This is a genomic window from Bradyrhizobium sp. BRP19, from assembly GCF_020194195.1.
Taxonomy (GTDB): domain Bacteria; phylum Pseudomonadota; class Alphaproteobacteria; order Rhizobiales; family Xanthobacteraceae; genus Bradyrhizobium; species Bradyrhizobium yuanmingense.
Genome location: NZ_JADYVZ010000003.1, coordinates 592076 through 610521, shown reverse-complemented (window position 1 = coordinate 610521; position 18446 = coordinate 592076). Strand labels below are relative to the sequence as shown.

General features: G+C 63.7%; 15 protein-coding genes. 4 read left to right on the top strand and 11 right to left on the bottom strand.

What is annotated here, in order from left to right; translation table 11 throughout:
- Positions 1-4: 4 nt before the first annotated feature.
- Positions 5-1045: a branched-chain amino acid ABC transporter permease gene (locus I6F36_RS13160; RefSeq protein ID WP_036036742.1), complete on the bottom strand. Its 1041-nt coding sequence runs from the start codon at positions 1043-1045 to the stop codon at positions 5-7.
- A gap of 173 nt (positions 1046-1218) precedes the next feature.
- Here I6F36_RS13160 and I6F36_RS13155 point away from each other — a divergent pair, with 173 nt between their 5' ends.
- The gene (locus I6F36_RS13155) at positions 1219-1740 is read left to right on the top strand and encodes a MarR family winged helix-turn-helix transcriptional regulator (protein WP_036021509.1); all 522 of its coding nucleotides are present in this window, start codon (positions 1219-1221) and stop codon (positions 1738-1740) included.
- A gap of 31 nt (positions 1741-1771) precedes the next feature.
- Here the strand turns inward: I6F36_RS13155 and I6F36_RS13150 are convergent, their stop codons facing one another.
- The 10 genes from I6F36_RS13150 to I6F36_RS13105 all read right to left on the bottom strand — a co-directional run bounded on the left by I6F36_RS13150 (position 1772) and on the right by I6F36_RS13105 (position 13095).
- A complete protein-coding gene (locus I6F36_RS13150; RefSeq protein WP_225146376.1) occupies positions 1772-3055 on the bottom strand; it encodes a glycerate kinase in 1284 nt (427 codons plus the stop codon).
- A gap of 189 nt (positions 3056-3244) precedes the next feature.
- Entirely contained in the window at positions 3245-4474 is a 1230-nt protein-coding gene (locus tag I6F36_RS13145; protein ID WP_035997932.1) for an ABC transporter substrate-binding protein, read from the bottom strand.
- A gap of 178 nt (positions 4475-4652) precedes the next feature.
- Positions 4653-5882, bottom strand: coding sequence for an ABC transporter substrate-binding protein (locus I6F36_RS13140; RefSeq protein ID WP_035997935.1), 1230 nt, complete (start codon positions 5880-5882; stop codon positions 4653-4655).
- 249 nt (positions 5883-6131) lie between these two features.
- Positions 6132-7358 (bottom strand): ABC transporter substrate-binding protein, encoded by a 1227-nt coding sequence (locus tag I6F36_RS13135; RefSeq protein WP_225171553.1) that lies wholly within the window; start codon positions 7356-7358, stop codon positions 6132-6134.
- A gap of 116 nt (positions 7359-7474) precedes the next feature.
- Positions 7475-8710 (bottom strand): ABC transporter substrate-binding protein, encoded by a 1236-nt coding sequence (locus tag I6F36_RS13130; RefSeq protein ID WP_036021515.1) that lies wholly within the window; start codon positions 8708-8710, stop codon positions 7475-7477.
- 30 nt (positions 8711-8740) lie between these two features.
- Entirely contained in the window at positions 8741-9760 is a 1020-nt protein-coding gene (locus I6F36_RS13125) for a branched-chain amino acid ABC transporter permease (protein WP_036021517.1), read from the bottom strand.
- Positions 9761-9762: 2 nt separating this feature from the next.
- Positions 9763-10641, bottom strand: coding sequence for a branched-chain amino acid ABC transporter permease (locus I6F36_RS13120; protein WP_035997949.1), 879 nt, complete (start codon positions 10639-10641; stop codon positions 9763-9765).
- Positions 10642-10654: 13 nt separating this feature from the next.
- Positions 10655-11368, bottom strand: a complete 714-nt coding sequence (locus tag I6F36_RS13115; RefSeq protein ID WP_035997952.1) for an ABC transporter ATP-binding protein — start codon at positions 11366-11368, stop codon at positions 10655-10657.
- Positions 11365-12162, bottom strand: coding sequence for an ABC transporter ATP-binding protein (locus I6F36_RS13110; protein ID WP_057028181.1), 798 nt, complete (start codon positions 12160-12162; stop codon positions 11365-11367). The genes I6F36_RS13115 and I6F36_RS13110 overlap by 4 nt, the downstream gene beginning before the upstream one ends.
- Before the next feature lie 66 nt (positions 12163-12228).
- Complete coding sequence (locus tag I6F36_RS13105; RefSeq protein ID WP_035997958.1) at positions 12229-13095, bottom strand: IclR family transcriptional regulator; 867 nt, start codon at positions 13093-13095, stop codon at positions 12229-12231.
- Between the two features lie 130 nt (positions 13096-13225).
- On the opposite strand from I6F36_RS13105, the gene I6F36_RS13100 reads away from it, so the two are divergent.
- The 3 genes from I6F36_RS13100 to pimC all read left to right on the top strand — a co-directional run bounded on the left by I6F36_RS13100 (position 13226) and on the right by pimC (position 18385).
- Positions 13226-15322, top strand: coding sequence for a 3-hydroxyacyl-CoA dehydrogenase NAD-binding domain-containing protein (locus I6F36_RS13100; protein ID WP_225171552.1), 2097 nt, complete (start codon positions 13226-13228; stop codon positions 15320-15322).
- A 158-nt stretch (positions 15323-15480) separates the two neighbouring features.
- Positions 15481-17175, top strand: a complete 1695-nt coding sequence (gene pimA / locus I6F36_RS13095) for a dicarboxylate--CoA ligase PimA (protein WP_225126443.1) — start codon at positions 15481-15483, stop codon at positions 17173-17175.
- 19 nt (positions 17176-17194) lie between these two features.
- On the top strand, positions 17195-18385 hold the full coding sequence (pimC, locus tag I6F36_RS13090; RefSeq protein WP_172784944.1) for a pimeloyl-CoA dehydrogenase large subunit: 1191 nt from the start codon (positions 17195-17197) through the stop codon (positions 18383-18385).
- Positions 18386-18446 lie beyond the last annotated feature (61 nt).

Here is an 18446-nt window from a genome sequence, read left to right as displayed (position 1 = left end):
GGGCTCAGTCCTTCTCTTCCTCGACCGCGGGCGCGGCGAGCGAGCGCAGCAGCAGCACGGGGATCAGCAGCATGAAGACGATCACCTCCTTGTAGTTGGAGGCATAGAAGGACGAGAACGCCTCGACGATGCCGACCACCAGCGCCGCGACGGCGGTGAGGGGATAGCTGACGAGGCCGCCGATGATCGCGGCAACGAAGCCCTTCAGCCCGATCAGGAAGCCGGAGTCGTAATACAGTGTCGTGATCGGCACGATCAGGATGCCGGAGAGTGCGCCGATCACGGAAGCCAGCAGGAAGGCGATCTGGCCCGACAGCGTGGTGCGGATGCCGGCTAGCCGCGCCCCGAGCCGGTTGACCGCGGTCGCGCGCAGCGCCTTGCCGTAGAGCGTCAGGCCGAAGAACAGCCAGAGCGCGACGATGAAGGCGATGGTGATGGCATAGACGGTGATGCTCTGGCCGGTGAAGCGCAATGCGCCGGCGGTGAAGGCGCCGGACAGCACGGCAGGCCCGCGCTGGCCTTCGGCGCCGAAGAACAACAGGCCAAGTCCCTGCAGCGCGAGATGGACGCCGACCGAGGCGATCAGCAGCACCAGCACCGAGGTGTGCGCCAGCGGCTGGAAGGCGATGCGGTAGAGATAGAGGCCGATCATCGCCACGATCACCAGCGACAGCGCGATGCAGACCGCGACCGGCGGTTTCTGCGCCGCGAGCGACAGGGTCAGCGCCAGCACGATCGCCGGCAGCACGACGTTGGCGATGAAGCTGCGGACGACCAGCCGTCCGTGCAGCGCCTTGCGCGCCACGAACAGGTCGAAGGCGAAGGCGCCGATGCCGAGCGCCAGCGCCAGCTTTGCCGTGCCCGGCATCTGGCCGGCGGCCAGCGAGGCATAGGTCAGCGCGCCATAGGTGACGAATTCGCCCTGGGGAATGAGGATGACCCGGGTGACGGCGAACACCAGCACCAGCGCCAGGCCGAGCAGCGCATAGATCGCGCCATTGGTGATGCCGTCCTGCACCAGGAACAGCATGATGGTGGTATTCAAGACCGGACGCTCCCCCTAATCCGGACCGGTCCCCTCGATTGCGGTGGACGGTCCGCTCACAGCCATTGAAAAACGCAGGCGATATTTGGTATGGTCCATAACAATTATCAAATATAACTTCAAGGGTGGGAACGACCCGCCCCGGAATTTAGCGGGATTACGAGCACGAGGCGATGACCGTTTCCAAAACCGCTGAAAAGTCCTCCGACAAGCCGGCCGACGTGGCCAAGGGCCGCAAGGACGCGAGCGAGCCGCAGGCGGAGGCCCTCCAGCTCGGCGAGCTTTCCGAGCAGCTCGGCTATGTCCTGAAACGTGCACAGCTCAAGGTGTTCGAGAATTTTCTGCGCTGCATGGCCTCGCTCCAGCTGACGCCGGCGCAGTTCTCGGTGCTGCTGCTGGTCGAGAAGAACCCCGGCCGTAACCAGACCGAGATCGCCTCCACGCTCGGCATCCTCAGGCCGAACTTCGTAGCCATGCTCGACAATCTGGAGAGCCGCGACCTCTGCGCGCGGATCCGCTCCACCAACGACCGCCGCTCGCACATCCTGGTCTTGACCGACAAGGGCAAGGCCGTGCTGGCGCGCGCCAAGAAGCTCGTCGCCACCAAGCACGAGGCCCGGCTGAACGACTTGCTCGGCCAGGCCAACCGCGAAGCCCTGATCGGGATGCTCGCGAAGATCGCCAACGAGTTTTGACTCTTACCCTCCAGGGGAGGGTAAGCGAACGTCAATCCACCAAAATCACCCTGATGTCGTTCACGTTGGTCAGCGTCGGTCCAGGCTGTAGCAGGTCGCCGGTCGCCTCGAAAAACGTGGTGGCGTCGTTGTTGGCGAGATAGGCCTGCGGCTCGAGCCCCAGCGCCTTCATCTTCGCGAACGTCGCCGCATCGATCAGCGCGCCGGCGGGGTCGGTCGGGTGGCCGGCGCCGCCATCGGCGCCGTCGGTGTCGCCGGCCAGCGCCGCGATGCCGGAAGTGTCCTTCAAGAGCGAGGCCAGCGCCAGCGCGTATTCCTGGTTCGGCCCGCCGCGCCCGTTGCCGCGCACGGTGACCGTGAGCTCGCCGCCGGAGAGAATCGCGACGCGCTTGCCCTGGCTGCGTGCCTGAAGCGCCAGCCTGGCGTGATCGGCGGCGACCTCGCGCGCCTCGCCTTCGAGATCGGCGCCGAGATCGATGGTCTCGTAGCCGGCCTCGCGCGCGAGCTTGACCGCAGCGTCCAGCGACTGCTTGGGCCGCGCGATCAGCTCGAACGACGCGTGCGCAAAGGCGGCGTCGCCCGGCTTGCAGCTCTCGTTGTTGGGATCGTCGAGCGCGCGCCGCACCGCATCGTCGATGTCGAGCCTGTATTTCGCCACGATCGCGCGCGCATCCGCCAGCGTGGTCGGATCGGGCACGGTGGGGCCGGAGGCGATCGCGGACGGATCGTCATGCGGCACGTCGGAGATCGCGAGCGTCACGATCTCCGCGGCGTTGCTGCCAGCGCGGGCGAGGCGGCCGCCCTTGATCCGCGACAGGTGCTTGCGCACGACGTTCATCTCGCCGATCGGCGCGCCCGAGCGCAGCAGCGCCTTGTTGACCGCCTGCTTCTGCGCGAAGCTGATGCCCTCCACCGGCGCGATCCAGTTGGCCGAGCCGCCGCCGGTGAGCAGCACTAGCAGGAGATCGTCCGGCCCGGCCTCGCCCGCGAGTGCGAGCGTGTCGGCCGCGCCCTTCAGGCCGGCTTCGTCAGGCACGGGATGACCGGCCTCGACCACGCGAATGCTGCGCGTCGGCACGCCGTAGCCGTGACGCGTGGTGGCGATGCCGACGAGGCGCTCCGGCGCCAATCCCAGCGCATCGAGATAATGCCGCTCCGCGGCTGCGGCCATCGCGCCGGCGCCCTTGCCGGCCGCGAGGCAGATCACGCGCCCCCTGGGCGCAGGTCGCAGGTGAGGGGCCAGCACCATTTCGGGATGGGCGGCGGCGACGGCCGCGTCGTAGAGCGCGCGGAGCAGGGGACGTCGGTCGGTCATGGACAATGGCCTTGCGCAGACTGGACTGGCGGCGACGAGGTCGCCGCCATCTGCCTACCGCATCGTGTGCCAAAGCGTAAGCGCCTTCGCCGTCATTCGATTGTGCAATCGCGTGATCATAATTGCCACACAAGCAAAAGCCCCCTGCGCGATCAGCGCAGGGGGCTCGTCGTCCGGGCTTTGAAGCTTCTAGCCGCCGGCGTCGGCGCTGATCACCTCGCCGAACAGGTCCCACTTGTCGCCCTTGAACTTCATCAGCTGCAGCGAGCTGATCGGTGCGAAGTCGTTCGGCCCGGTACTGATCTTGATGCCGGGCAGCAGCACTTCGGTGCGGAAGTCCTTCAGGCTCGCCGCCTGCTTCATGACGTTCTCGCGCGTGAGATTGTCGCCGCATTTCTTCAGCACTTCGACCAGCGTCTGCGCGACGCCGTAGCCGACGATGGTGCCGCCGTCGAGCTTGTCGCCCTCGGGGAAGTACTTCGTCATGAACTCCAGGAACGCCTTCATGCCGGCGTCGTCCTTCCACTGCGGATCGGAGACGTCCTTCAGATAGGCGGCCGAGATGATGTCCTGCGAATTCTCGAAGCCGGCGGGCTTGATCACGCTGCCGACCGAGGCCGAGACGTTGTTGAGGAAGTGGGTCGGCTTCCAGCCGATCTCGGAGATCTTCTTGATCGCCTGCGCCGCGAACTTCGGCGTGGTGATGTTGATGAAGACGTCGGCGCCGGTGGCTTTCAGCTTGACGATGTGGTTGTCGATGGTCGGCTCCGACGTCTCGTAGCTTTCCTCCAGCACGATCATGCTCGCGGCCTTGGCCCCCAAGCCGTCCTTCAGGCCCTTCAGGTAATCCTTGCCGTAATCGTCGTTCTGGTAGAGCACGCCGATCTTGGCGTTCGGCATGGCCTTGAGGATGTATTTCGCGTAGATCTGCGTCTCGCTCTGGTAGTTGGGTTGCCAGCCCATGGTCCACGGGAAGTTCTGCGGATCGTTCCACTTGGTAGCGCCGGTGGCGACGAACAGCTGCGGCACCTTCTTCGAGTTCATGTATTTCTGGATCGCGGAGTTCGGCGGCGTGCCGAGCGAGTTGAAGACGAGCAGCACCTCGTCGCTCTCGACCAGCTTGCGCGCCTGCTCCACCGTCTTCGGCGGCGAGTAGGCGTCGTCGTAGGAGACGAAATTGATCTTGCGGCCGTTGATGCCGCCCTCTTCGTTGATCTTCTTGAAATAGGCGGCTTCGGTGCGACCGATGATGCCGTAGGCGGAGGCCGGTCCGCTGTAGGGCATGATGTTGCCGATCTTGATCTCGGTGTCGGTCGCACCGGTATCGTATTTTTTTTGGGCCGTTGCGGTTGAGGCCGAGGCCGCGATGAGCGCGAGCGCCAATGATGCGGCCGCAAGCTTGCCGGTGACAGCAGGCATTCCAATCTCCCTGTTTTTTCTTTGTGTGTGCGTCCCTTTTCTTGTCTCGTTTTTCTTCGCGACGCGGCCGCAATTCAATACGATTTGCCTGAACGCTTCAAGGAAAAGCCCCTGCGGCATGGCCGCAGGGGCTGCGTCTTTAGTCGATTTGGCTACATCTTGAGCAAGTGGTTAATGGTCAGCCGCCGACGTCGCCGCTCAGCACCTCGCCAAATGGCACCCAATGCTCGCCCTTGAACCGGATCAGCTGCAGTTGCGAGAGCGGCGCGAAATCGGTCGCCGAGGTGTTGACCTTGATGCCCGGCAACAGGCCCGCCGGCTCGAAGTCCTTGATGTTGGCGGCCTGCTTCATGATGTTCTCGCGGGTGAGATTGTCACCGCAGGCCTTGAGCACGTGAACGAGGCCTTGGGCGACGATGTAGCCGTACATTACCGAGGCATCGGCGCGGTTCGCTTCCGGATAGTACTTATCCAGAAATTCGTTCCAGGCGATCATCGCCTTGTCGTTTTTCCACTGCGCGTCGGTCGGATCCTTGAAGTACTGCGACGAGATGATGTCCTGCGCGTTCTCGAAGCCGGCCGGCTTGATTACGCTGCCGATCGAGGCCGAGACGTTGTTGAGGAAGTGCAGCGGCTTCCAGCCGATCTCGGCGTTCTTCTTGATCGCCTGTGCCGCGAATTTCGGCGTCGTGATGTTGAAGAACACGTCGGCGTTGGTCGACTTCATCTTGACGATGTGGGAGTCGATGGTCGGCTCGGAGACTTCGTAGCTGTCCTCGATGACGATCATCGAGGCGGCCTTGGCTCCGAGCCCGTCCTTGAACCCCTTCAGATAGTCCTTGCCGTAATCGTCGTTCTGGTAGAGCACGGCGATCTTGGCGTTCGGATGGTTCTTCAGGATGTACTTGGCGTAGATGATCGACTCGATCTGGTAGTTGGGTTGCCAGCCCATCGTCCACGGGAAGGTCTGCGGGTCGTTCCACTTCGTGGCGCCGGTGGCGACGAACAGCTGCGGAACCTTCTTCTGGTTCATATACTTCTGGATCGCCGAGTTCGGCGGGGTGCCGAGCGAGTTGAAGATCAGCAGCACCTCGTCGCTCTCGACCAGCTTGCGCGCCTGCTCCACGGTCTTCGGCGGGGAATAGGCGTCGTCATAGGTGATGAAGTTGATCTTGCGGCCGTTAATGCCGCCTTCTGCGTTGATCTTGCGGAAATAGGCCTCTTCGGTCTTGCCGATCACGCCGTAGGCGGACGCGGGACCGCTATAGGGCATGATGTTGCCGATCTTAATCTCCGTGTCGGATGCGCCGGTGTCGTATTTCTTCTGCGCGAGCGCTGTCGTGGACAGCGTGGCGGCTAGCACGAGGGCAGCCGAGAAGGCCCCCAATCGCACATGCATTGCAGGCATTTTGATCTCCCTGGACAGGATTGAATGTGTCGTTTGTTCTTATTGGGAGCGATCGTTGCGCGTCGCTCCGTCACGCATTCAATACCTATCCACGGCCGTCAGCAAGAAGAACGCCTGCACGGGCCTCGCGCAGGCGGCGATCTCGTCGAAGGGCCGTGCTGAATATTCCGGCGCGTGAGATTCTTTTTGCGGGGCAAACTCACCGCTTGAGTTGCTTTACGAGAAGGCGGCTATTTTGAATTGCGTCGTTCAGTGGCTCATCTCGCTCGAGATGATGTCGCCGAACAGCTCCCATTTCCTGCCCTTGAAGCGCATCATCTGCAGCTGCTCGATCGGGGCGAAATCGTCGGGCGCGGTGTTGATCTTGATGCCTGGCAGCAGCGTGTCGGGTGCGAAGTCCTTCAGGCTGGCGGCCTGCTTCATGACGTTCTCGCGGGTGAGATCGTCGCCGCACATCTGCAGCACCTTCACGATGGTCTGTGCGGCGGCATAGCCGTACACGACGCCGGCATCGAGCTTGTTGGCCCTGGGCTCGTATTGCGCGAGGAAACTGTAGAACTTCTTCATGCCGTCGTCGGCATTCCACTGCGGGTCGGAGCCGTCCTTGGTGTAGGTCGCCGACAGGATGCCTTGCGAGACTTCAATGCCCGCCGGCTCCAATACGCCGCTGACCGAAGCCGAGACGTTGGAGATGATGTGCATCGGATGCCAGTTGATCTCCGCGGCTTTCTTGATTCCCTGCGCGGCGAATTTCTGGTTGGTGAGGCTGATGAAGATATCGGCGCCGGCCGCCTTCAGCTTCACGACTCGCTCGTCGATTGCGGGCTCGGACGTGTCGTAGGCTTCCTCCCGCACGATCATCGAAGCCTTGGCGCCGAGGCCCTCCTTCAACCCGTTTAGATAGTCCTTGCCGAAATCGTCGTTCTGGTAGAGCACGCCGATCTTTCCGTTTGGCTTCTCCTTCATGATGTATTTGGCATAGATCCGGGCCTCGCTGACGTAGCTCGGCTGCCAGCCCATGGTCCAGGAATATTGCTTGGGGTCGTTCCATTTCGAGGCGCCGCTCGCCACGAACAATTGCGGCACCTTCTTCTCGTTCATGTACTTGCGGATGGCGCTGTTGGTGGAGGTGCCGAGCGAGCCGAAGATCAGCAGCACGTGGTCGCTCTCGACCAGTTTTCGCGCCTGTTCCACCGTCTTCGGCGGCGAATAGCCGTCGTCATAGGAGATGAATCTGATCTTGCGGCCGTTGATGCCGCCCTCGGCATTGATCTTGTTGAAGTAGGCTTCCTCGGTCCTGCCGATCGCAGCATAGCCGGAGGCCGGACCGCTGTAGGGCATGATGTTACCGATCTTGATCTCGGTATCGGAGGCGCCGCTGTCGTATTTCTTCTGCGCCAGCGCCTCGCCGCTCATTGCAGTGCACAAGGCAAGTGCGGCCCAGAGCGTCGCAACCTGGGAACGAACGGCGGCCATTGCTCTCCTACCCCGGGATGGATCGATCGCATTGAACAAGATTGACGCCTGTCGTCAACAAAAAGCCCCCGCGACTGTCCGCGGGGGCTCCTCGTCCTCGATCATCGCGGCACGCGTCACTCGGAGGCGACGTCACCGCTGATGATCTCGCCGAACAGTTCCCACTTCTCGCCCTTGAAGCGCATCATCTGCAGCTGCGCGATCGGAGCGAAGTCGGTGGCGCTGGTGTTGATCTTGACGCCGGGCAGCAGCGTATCCGGGGCAAAGTCCTTCAACGAGGCGGCCTGCTTCATGATGTTGGCGCGGGTGAGATCGTCACCGCACATCTCCAGCACCTTGGCCAGCGTCGACGCGGCGCCATAGCCATAAACCATGCTGGTGTCCGACTTGTCGGCACCCGGCATGTACTTGTCGACGAACTCGTTCCACTTCTTCATGCCGGGGTCGTTGGCCCATTGCGGATCCGTGGAGTCCTTGGCGTAGGCGGCCGACAGCACGCCCTGCGCGTTCTCGAAGCCAGCCGGCTTCATCACGCTGCCGACCGAGATCGACACGTTGGTGAGGATCTGGAGCGGCTTCCAGCTGAGCTCGGCGGTCTTCTTGATGGTCTGGGCCGCGAACTTCGGCGTGGTGTAGATCAGCAGCACGTCGGGATTGGCGGCCTTGATCTTGACGATATGGCCGTCGATCGACGGCTCGGAGACCTCGTAGCTCTCCTCCATGACGATCATGGACGAGGCCTTGGCGCCGAGGCCGTCCTTGGTGCCCTTGAGGTAGTCTTTGCCGAAATCGTCGTTCTGGTAGAGGATTGCGATCTTGGCGTCCGGCTTCTCCTTCATCAGCCACTTCGCGTAGATCTGCGCTTCGCTCTGGTAGGAGGGCTGCCAGCCCATGGTCCAGGGGAAGTTCTTCGGGTCGTTCCACTTGGTGGCGCCGGTCGCGACGAAGAGCTGCGGGATCTTCTTGGAGTTCAGATACTTCTGGATCGCACTGTTCGAGGGCGTGCCGAGCGGATTGAAAACGACCAGCACCTCGTCGCTCTCGACCAGCTTGCGGACCTGCTCGACGGCCTTCGGCGGCGAATAGCCGTCGTCATAGGTGACGAAGTTGATCTTGCGGCCGTTGATGCCGCCCTTGTCGTTGATCATCTTGAAATAGGCTTCTTCGGTCTTGCCGATGATGCCATAGGCCGACGCCGGACCGCTGTACGGCATGATGTTGCCGATCTTGATCTCGGTATCGGACGCGCCAGTGTCGTATTTCTTTTGGGCGAGTGCAGCGCCGGAGGTGAGAGTGATGGCCGCCGTTGCCGTGATCAGCGCGGCGGCTCGCAGTGTTCTTCCAAAATACAATTCGGTCTCCTTGGTTAATTCAACGGGTCTTCAGTTCTTCCTGAGCTTGCCGACGAGTTGCTGGCCCAGGATCGCGACCTGCCTTGCGCCATGCGGCACGAGGTAGATGACGAGGAACAGCAGCACGCCGAATACCGCGCCGGAGAGGCCCTTGGAGATGCTCTCCGCCATGTTCGGCACGAAGATGATGAAGGCCGCACCGACGAACGAGCCGGGCAGCCAGCCGACGCCGCCGACCACCATGCCGAGGAACAGCGAGATCGCGAGCGTGATGGTGTAGCTGTCGGGCGCGACGAATTGCACCGCGATGGCGCCGAGCGAGCCGGCAACGCCGGTGATGCCGGCGGACACGCCGAAAGCCAGCGTCTTGTACAGCGCGACGTTGACTCCCATCGAGGAGGCCGCGATCTCGTTGTCGCGGATCGCCATGAAGGCGCGGCCCGAGCGGGAGCGCAACAGGTTCACCGAGAAGATGTAGATCGCGACCGTCACGGCGAGCGTGAAGTAGTACAGCCACATGTCCTGCGACATCGGCAGGCCGAACGGCGCGTCCGGCTTGGTGACGACGAGGCCCTGCACGCCGCCGGTCCAGTGCTCGAGGAAGTTCAGCTTGAGCAACTGCGGCATCGCGGTCGCGAGCGCAAAGGTCGCGAGCGCGAGATAGATGCCCGACAGCCGCAGCGCCGGCTTGCCGAACAGGTAACCGAATCCGAAGCAAATCACGGCGGAGATCGGAATGGTCAGCGCGTAGTTGACGTTGGCATGCTCCATCAGGACCGCGGACACATAGGCGCCGACGGCGTAGAACGCGCTCTGGCCGAGCGAGAACTGGCCGCTTCCGCCGGTCAGGATGTTCAGCGCCAGCACCGCGAGCCCGTAGATCAGGAGCATCGTCATCTGGAAGATGATGAAGTTCTTGACGAACATCGGCACGATCAACAGCGCCGCCAGCACCACCAGCGAGGTGCCGGTGCCCAGCGTCATGGCCCGCTTCGGAACCGCCTCGACCGCCTCGTGGCCCTCGGCGACGACTTCTTCTGCTGCGCTCATGATCAAACTCGCTTGACGATATGCCGGCCGAACAGACCAGCGGGTTTGACGACCAGGACGGAGATGATCAGCGCGAGCGCGATCGGGAGTTTCAGCTCATTGCCGACGCCGGGGATGTAGGTACCGGCGAGATTCTCGAACACGCCGACCAGGAAGCCGCCGACCACGGCGCCGAACGGGCTCGACAGCCCGCCGAGCACCGCCGCGGCGAAGCCGTAGATCAGCACGCCGCCCATCATGTTCGGCTCGAGGAATACGACAGGTGCGATCAGCATGCCGGCGATCGAGCCAATCGCGGTCGCCATGCCCCAGCCGAGCGCGATCATCCAGCTCGTGTTGATGCCGACGAGGCGGGCCGATTCGGGCACCGACGCTGCGGCTCGCATCGCAAGGCCGATGCGCGTGTACTGGAAGAAGAAATAGAGCGCGAGCAGCAGCGCCACGGTGACGCCGATCATGCCGGCCTGGTGCGTCGAGATCAGCTGGCTGCCGAGGAACGGTGCGGAGCCGAACGGGGTCGGATATTGCTTGATTGTGAAGTCCCAGATCAGGCCCGCCGAGGAGTTGATGATCGCAAACAGCGCGATGAAGCCGGCGACGTTGGTGAGCACCGGCGCCTTGACGAGCGGCTTGAACAGGATGCGCTCGATCGCGATGCCGGCAACGAAAGAAAATGCCAGCGTGATCAGGAAGGCAGCCCAATAAGACACGCCCCACTGCATCAGCTGCCATGAGATGAAGGTCGAGAACATCGCCATCTCGCCTTGCGCGAAGTTGAGATGGTCGATGGCCTGGTAGATCATGACCACGGCGAGCGCCATGCAGGCATAGATCGCCCCCGTGGCGATGCCGGCCAGGACCTGGTTGGTGAACAGCTCCATTGTGCCGGCTCCCTCAGTAACCCAGATAGGATTTGCGGATTTCTTCGTTGTTCGCGATGTCCTTGGCCTTGCCCGACATCACGATGCGCCCGGTCTCGATCACATAGGCCTGGTCGGCGAGCTCGAGCGCGAGCTGGGCGTTCTGCTCGACCACCAGGATCGAGACCTTGTCCTCGCGGTTGATCTTGCCGAGGATGCCGAACAGGTCGCGCACCACCAGCGGCGCGAGGCCGAAGGAGGGCTCGTCGAGCAGCATCAGCCGCGGCCGCAGCATCAGCGCGCGGGCGACCGCGAGCATCTGCTGCTCGCCGCCGGAGAGCGTGCCGGCCTGCTGGGTATGGCGCTGCTTCAACACCGGGAAATGCGCGTACATGCGCTCGATGTCGGAGACGATGCCGGCGCGGTCCTTGCGGGTGATGGCCCCGAGCTGGAGGTTCTCTTCCACCGTCATGTTGGTGAAGGTGCCGCGGCCCTGCGGCACGTGGGCGATGCCGAACCGCACGATGCTCTCGGTCGAACGGTTGTTCAGCGGCTTGCCTTCGAACTCGACGCCGCCGGTGGAGCGCACCATGTTGCAGATCGCGCGCAGTGTGGTGGTCTTGCCGGCGCCGTTGGCGCCCAGCAGCGTCACGAGCGAACCCTCGTTGAGCGAGAAGGACAGGCCATGGAGCGCCTGGACCTGGCCGTAATAAGCGCGCAGGTCCTTGACGTTGAGCAGTGGCGTCATTGATCCTTGCTCCCGAGATAGGCCTTGATGACGTCCGGGTCCGCCTGCACCTGGGCGGGCGTGCCTTCCGCGAGCTTCTTGCCGAAATTCAGCGCGACGACATGGTCGGCGATCGACATCACGAGGCCCATGTGATGCTCGACCAGGAGCACGGTCATATGGCGCTCGTCGCGGATTTTGCGGATGAGGTCGCCGAGCACATGAACTTCCTCGTGGTTGAGGCCGCCGGCGGGCTCGTCGAGCAGCAGGATCTTCGGATCGGCCGCCAGCGCACGCGCCAGCTCGACCCGCTTCTGCGTACCGAACGGTAGGCCGGACACGACGGTATGGGCGACGTCCTCGAGGTCGAGGTAAGCAAGGATCTCGTGCACCTTCTTGTTGATGTTGGTCTCGCTGCGCCGGACCCAGGCAAGCTTCAGGGAGTCGCTGATAATGTCGCTCGAGGTCTTCGAATGGGCGCCGACGCGGACGTTGTCCATCACCGAAAGGTTGGGAAACAGCGCCACGTTCTGGAAGGTGCGGCCGATGCCGATCTCGGCGATCCGGTGCGGCGGCCGCGTCAGGATGCTCACGCCGTCCATCAAGATGTCGCCGGACGACGGCTGGTACAGCCGCGACAGGCAGTTGAAGAGCGTGGTCTTGCCGGCGCCGTTCGGGCCGATCAATCCGAGGATGGCTCCCTTGTGCATGTCGAAGGACACGCCGTTGAGCGCGACGATGCCGCCGAACACGACGCTGACGTCGCGAACCGCGAGCAGGGGCGATGTACCCTGCGCGAGCTGTGCCTGCGTCATCTCGTCTCGCTCACGACGTACAGTGAGCGATGGGGCGATGCGAGCCGCTCCCGATGATGACAAAGGCTATCTGAATCCCTCGGCCACACGCGCAACTTTTCCTCCTGATTTCAGCTTTTTGCTGATGTCTTTTTTTGAATGCGGCATCAGACCCCCGAGCGCCGCCTCGATGTTCCTTACCATCGCTAAGAGACGCGGTCCAATGTCGTTGATTAAACGCTCTTCCGTGAAACGGAATGCGGGCGCGCCGCAATTGAATGCGTAAGGCCCGGTTCCGTCGTTGAGCTTGAGTGCGACGCCGGCGGCGCCGATGTCGTCGTGCCAATCGCCGACCGAAATCGCAAAGCCGTACTTCGCGACCGTCTCGCCGGAACGTTCCAAGCCCTCGCGCATCTTCGGCCAGCGGCTGCCGTAATGTTCGCGCAGGATGCGCGACACTTCGGCGCGACCTTCGTCATCGAGTGCCCAGAAATAGGCGCGGCCCATCGCGCTGGTTGCAATCGGCACGCGCGAGCCGACGTCAAGTTGAACGCCGACAGTCTCGCTGCCGCGGCTCTGCCCGAAATAGATCATGCTGTGGCGGTCACGGCCGCCGACGGCGACGGCGCCGCCGGTCGCGCGCATCACCTCTTCGCGGAACGGCTCGGACAAATGCCGAACGCCCAGATTGGCCAGCGCCGCGTAGCCGAGCGACATCGCTGCCGGGGCGAGCTGGTACTTCTCGAAGCGAGGAACCGGCGTCAGATAGCCAAGCTTGGTCAGCGTGTAGGTCAGCCGCGACACGGTGGGCTTGGGCAGATTGGTGCGGGACGCAATCTCCTGATTGCCCAGCAGGCCGTCATTGGGTTGGAACGCGCGCAATACTTCCAGTCCGCGGGAAAGCGCGACGACGAAATTCCGATCGGTCGCGGTCTTCTTTCCTGTACGCTTCATCCCTGATCTGCTTCTTGCGCGGAGTCGTTGACAACGTCCGTGCTTCAAAATAACCCTGCCGTCAAGATGCGGAATTAAATTCCGCAATGCGAAATCGAATAAAAGTAAATCCCCACCAAGGAGGGACACCGTGAGCGAAGTGGTCAAGCTTGAGCGTCATGATGAAGTCGGGATCGTCACGGTCAACAGCCCGCCGGTCAATGCGCTGAGTGCCGCAGTCCGCGGCGGCATCCTCGAGTGCATCAAAGCCGCGATCGCCGATCCCTCCATCAAGGGCATCGTGCTGACCTGCGCCGGTCGCACCTTCATTGCCGGTGCCGACATCACCGAGTTCGGCAAGCCGCCGAAGCCGCCCGCGCTCAACGACGTGCTGTCCGAGATCGAAAACTCGCCCAAGCCGGTCGTTGCCGCGATCCACGGCACCGCGCTCGGCGGCGGCCTCGAGGTCGCGCTGGCCTGCCATTTCCGCGTCGCGGTGAAAGAGGCCAAGCTCGGCCTGCCCGAGGTGAAGCTCGGACTTCTGCCCGGCGCCGGTGGCACCCAGCGCCTGCCCCGTGCGGTGGGCCCGGAGCTTGCGGTCAAGATGATCGTCGGCGGCGACCCGATCGGGGCGGCGGAGGCGCTGAAGAACGGCCTGATCGAGGAGATCGTCGAGGGCCCGGCCTCCGGCGGCGAGGCTTTCGTGCGCAAGCTGCTCGCGGAGAAGCGCCCGCTGCGCCGCCTGCGCGACGACGATTCCAAGTTCGCAGCCGCCAAGGCCGACCGCTCGATCTTCACCAATGCGGTCGCCGCCATGACCAAGAAGTCGCGCGGCCTCGAGGCGCCGTTCGCCGCCGCCGATGCCGTCGGCTACGCCATCGACCTGCCGTTCGACGAGGGCCTGAAGAAGGAGCGCGAGGGCTTCCTCAAGCTCGTCGCCAGCGACCAGTCCAAGGCGCAGCGTTACGCCTTCTTCGCCGAGCGCGAGGCCAACAAGATCGCGGGCGTTCCTGAAGGCACCAAGCCGCGGCCCGTGAACCGCGTCGCCATTCTCGGTGCCGGCACCATGGGCGGCGGCATCGCGATGTCCTTCGCCAATGCCGGCATTCCCGTCACCCTGATCGAGACCGGCGAGGAGCAGCTCAAGCGCGGCATGGGCGTGATGCAGAAGAACTGGGAGGCGACCGCCGCGCGCGGCGGCATCCCGGCCGATGCGCCCGCCAAGCGCATGGCGCTGATCAACGGCGTCGTCGGCATCGAGAATGTCGGCGATGCCGATCTCGTCATCGAGGCCGTGTTCGAGACCATGGCGGTGAAGAAGGAGGTGTTCGGCAAGCTCGACCAGTACGCCAAGCCGGGCGCCGTGCTCGCCTCCAACACCTCCTATCTCAACATCGACGAGATCGCGAAGTCGACCAAGCGTCCGCAGGACGTGCTCGGCATGCACTTCTTCTCGCCGGCCAACGTCATGAAGCTGTGCGAGATCGTGCGTGCCGACAAGACCGCGCCGGATGCGCTGGTGACTGCGGTGACGATCGCGCGAAAAATCGCGAAGGTGCCGGCCGTGGTCGGCGTCTGCGACGGCTTCGTCGGCAACCGAATGCTGGCCCAGCGCGGCAAGCAGTCCGAGAAGCTGCTGTTCGAGGGCGCGCTGCCGCAGCAGGTCGATGCCGTCGTCACCAAGTTCGGCATGCCGATGGGCCCGTTCGCGATGAGCGATCTCGCCGGCCTCGACATCGGCTGGCGCTCGCGTAAGGACCGCGGCATCAAGTCGGAGATCGCGGACGCGCTGTGCGAGGCCGGCCGCTTCGGCCAGAAGACCGGCAAGGGCTATTACAAGTACGAGCAGGGTTCTCGTGCGCCGCTGCCCGACCCTGATGTCGAGAAGCTGATTGACGAGACCTTGCTGCGTCTCGGCCGCAAGAAGCGCGTCGTCAGCGACGAGGAGATCCTCGAGCGCATGATGTATCCGATGATCAACGAGGGCGCGAAGATCCTGGAAGAGGGCATCGCCGCGCGTCCCAGCGACATCGACGTGGTCTGGCTCTACGGCTATGGCTGGCCGATCTATCGCGGCGGCCCGATGTTCTGGGCCGACAGCGTCGGCCTCAAGCACATCGCCGATCGTCTGGCCTTCTACGCTAAGGAGACCAACGATCCGAGCCTCGAGCCCGCCCCGCTGCTGAAGAAGCTCGCCGCGGAGGGCAAGACGTTTGCGTCGCTGGCTGCGGAGTCTAAAGCAGCGTGATCGGGGCTTCGTCCCAACCTTCGTCATTCCGGGATGCGCCGCAAGGCGCAGGCCCGGAATCCATAACCCCAGCTGGTGGTTATGGATTCCGGGCTCGCGACTTCGTCGCGCCCCGGAATGACGGTCTGTGTTAGTTGTTCGCTCGAGCAATCAGGAAAATGACCCATCCCGGCGAACAGTTTTATCCCGAGGGCGTGCGGTGGGACGACCCCATCGTCCAGGGCACGCTGCCGGACCTTCTCGCCAAGGCCGCCGCCGATTACGGCCCGCGCACCGCGCTGGAATTCCGCGACCGGCCCATCAGCTACACCGAGCTCGCAAGCTTGGCCGATCGTGCCGCCGCGGCGTTCCTGCGCGCTGGCATCGGCAGGAACAGCTCGGTCGCGCTGTTCCTCGGCAACACGCCCGATCATCCCGTCAGCTTCTTCGGCGCGCTGAAGGCCGGGGGCCGCGTCGCGCATCTGTCGCCGCTCGACGGCGAGATCGCGCTGACGCACAAGATCACCGATTCCGGCTCGCGCCTGCTCGTCACCTCCAACCTCCAGGCCCTGCTGCCGACCGCGCTGAAATTCCTGGAGAAGGGCCTGATCGACAAGCTCGTCGTCTGCGAGGATGATCATTGGGGCAAGGTCGGCACGCCGCAGGCGGCGATCCCCGACGATCCCCGCATCGTCACCTTCGCGGCCTTCGTCGAGGGCGCCACCGCGCCGGCGCAATGGCCAGTCGTTGCGGCCGACGACGTCGCGCTGCTGCAATATACCGGCGGCAGCACCGGCCTGCCGAAGGGCGCGATGCTCACGCACGGCAATCTCACCTCGGCGGTGTCGATCTACGACGTCTGGGGCAGGCCGGCCCGCGCCGCCCGCGGCGAGACAATCGAGCGCGTGATCTGCGTGCTGCCGCTGTTCCACATCTACGCGCTCACGGTGGTGCTGCTGTCCTCGCTCCGCCGCGGCAATCTGATCTCGCTGCATCAGCGCTTCGACGTCGAAGCCGTGATGCGCGACATCGAGGTCAAGCGTGCAACGTATTTCCCAGGCGTGCCGACGATGTGGATCGCGATCGCCGCGCTGCCCGATCTCGACAAACGCGATTTCTCCTCGCTGGTCACCATCGGCTCCGGCGGCGCGCCGCTGCCGGTGGAGATCGCGAGCTTCTTCGAGCGCAAGGTCGGCAAGAAGCTGAAGAGCGGCTGGGGCATGACCGAGACCTGCTCGCCCGGCACCGGCCATCCGCCCGAGGGCCCCGAGAAACCGGGCTCGATCGGCCTGATGCTGCCCGGCATCGAGCTCGACGTCGTCGCGCTCGACGATCCCAGGCGCGTGCTGCCGCCGGGCGAAATCGGCGAGATCCGCATCAAGGGCCCGAACGTCACCAAGGGCTACTGGAACAAGCCGGAGGGATCCACTGAAGCCTTCGTCGATGGCCGCTTTCTCACCGGCGACATCGGCTATGTCGATGCCGACGGCTACTTCTTCCTGGTCGACCGCAAGAAGGACATGATCATCTCCGGCGGTTTCAACGTCTATCCGCAGATGATCGAGCAGGCGATCTACACCATCCCGGGCGTGCACGAGGTGATCGTGCTCGGCATTCCCGATCCCTATCGCGGCGAAGCCGCCAAGGCCTTCATCAAGCTGAGGCCCGAGGCAAAGCCGTTCACGCTCGACGAGCTGCGCGCGCAGCTTGCCGGCAAGCTCGGCAGGCACGAATTGCCGGCCGCGGTCGAATTCGTCGATGACCTGCCGCGCACGCCGGTCGGGAAATTGTCGCGCCACGAATTGCGCCAGCAGCAGAAATCGTCTTCCGGGATTCGCGCTGCTGATGCCCCCGCAATGACGAAAATGAAGTAACGTTTCACAGGAGGATCCAATGGATCTCGCATTCACGAAAGAAGAGCAGGCGTTTCGCGACGAAGTGCGGCAGTTCTTCCGCGACAACGTGCCGCCGGATACGCGGCGCAAGCTGGTCGAGGGCCGTCACCTCTCCAAGGACGAGATGGTGACGTGGTGGCGCATCCTCAACAAGAAGGGCTGGGGCGTCAGCCATTGGCCGAAGGAATATGGCGGCACCGGCTGGACCAGCGTGCAGCACTACATCTTCAACGAGGAGCTGCAGTCCTATCCGGCGCCGCAGCCGCTCGCCTTCGGCGTCAGCATGGTCGGCCCCGTCATCTACACCTTCGGCAACGAGGAGCAGAAGAAGAAGTACCTGCCGCGCATCGCCAATGTCGACGATTGGTGGTGCCAGGGCTTTTCGGAGCCCGGCTCCGGCTCCGACCTCGCCTCGCTCAAGACCAAGGCCGAGCGCCGTGGCGACAAATGGATCATCAACGGCCAGAAGACCTGGACCACGCTCGCCCAGCACGCCGACATGATCTTCTGCCTCTGTCGCACCGACAACAACGCCAAGAAGCAGATGGGCATCTCCTTCATCGTGTTCTCGATGAAGTCGAAGGGCGTCACCGTGCGCCCGATCCAGACCATCGACGGCGGCCGTGAGGTCAACGAGGTCTTCTTCGATGACGTCGAGGTTCCCTACGAGAACCTGATCGGCGAGGAGAACAAGGGTTGGGACTACGCCAAGTTCCTGCTCGGCAATGAGCGCACCGGCATCGCCCGCGTCGGCGTCTCCAAGGAGCGCATCCGCCGCATCAAGGATCTGGCTTCGAAGGTCGAGTCCGCCGGCAAGCCGATCATCCAGGATCCCGCCTTCCGCGAGAAGCTGGCGGCCTGCGAGATCGAGCTGAAGGCGCTCGAGCTCACCCAGCTGCGCGTCGTCGCCGACGAAGGCAAGCACGGCAAGGGCAAGCCCAATCCGGCCTCCTCGGTGCTGAAGATCAAGGGCTCGGAGATCCAGCAGACCACCACCGAGCTGCTGATGGAAGTGATCGGCCCGTTCGCCGCGCCTTACGACGTGCACGGCGACGATGGCTCGAACGAAGCCATGGACTGGACCGCCCAGATCGCGCCGAGCTACTTCAACAACCGCAAGGTCTCGATCTACGGCGGCTCCAACGAGATCCAGCGCAACATCATCGCCAAGGCGGTGCTGGGGCTGTGATCTGCCACCTCACCGCGACCGCGGGGAGGGCAATTTCAACCGTCATTCCGGGGCGCGACGA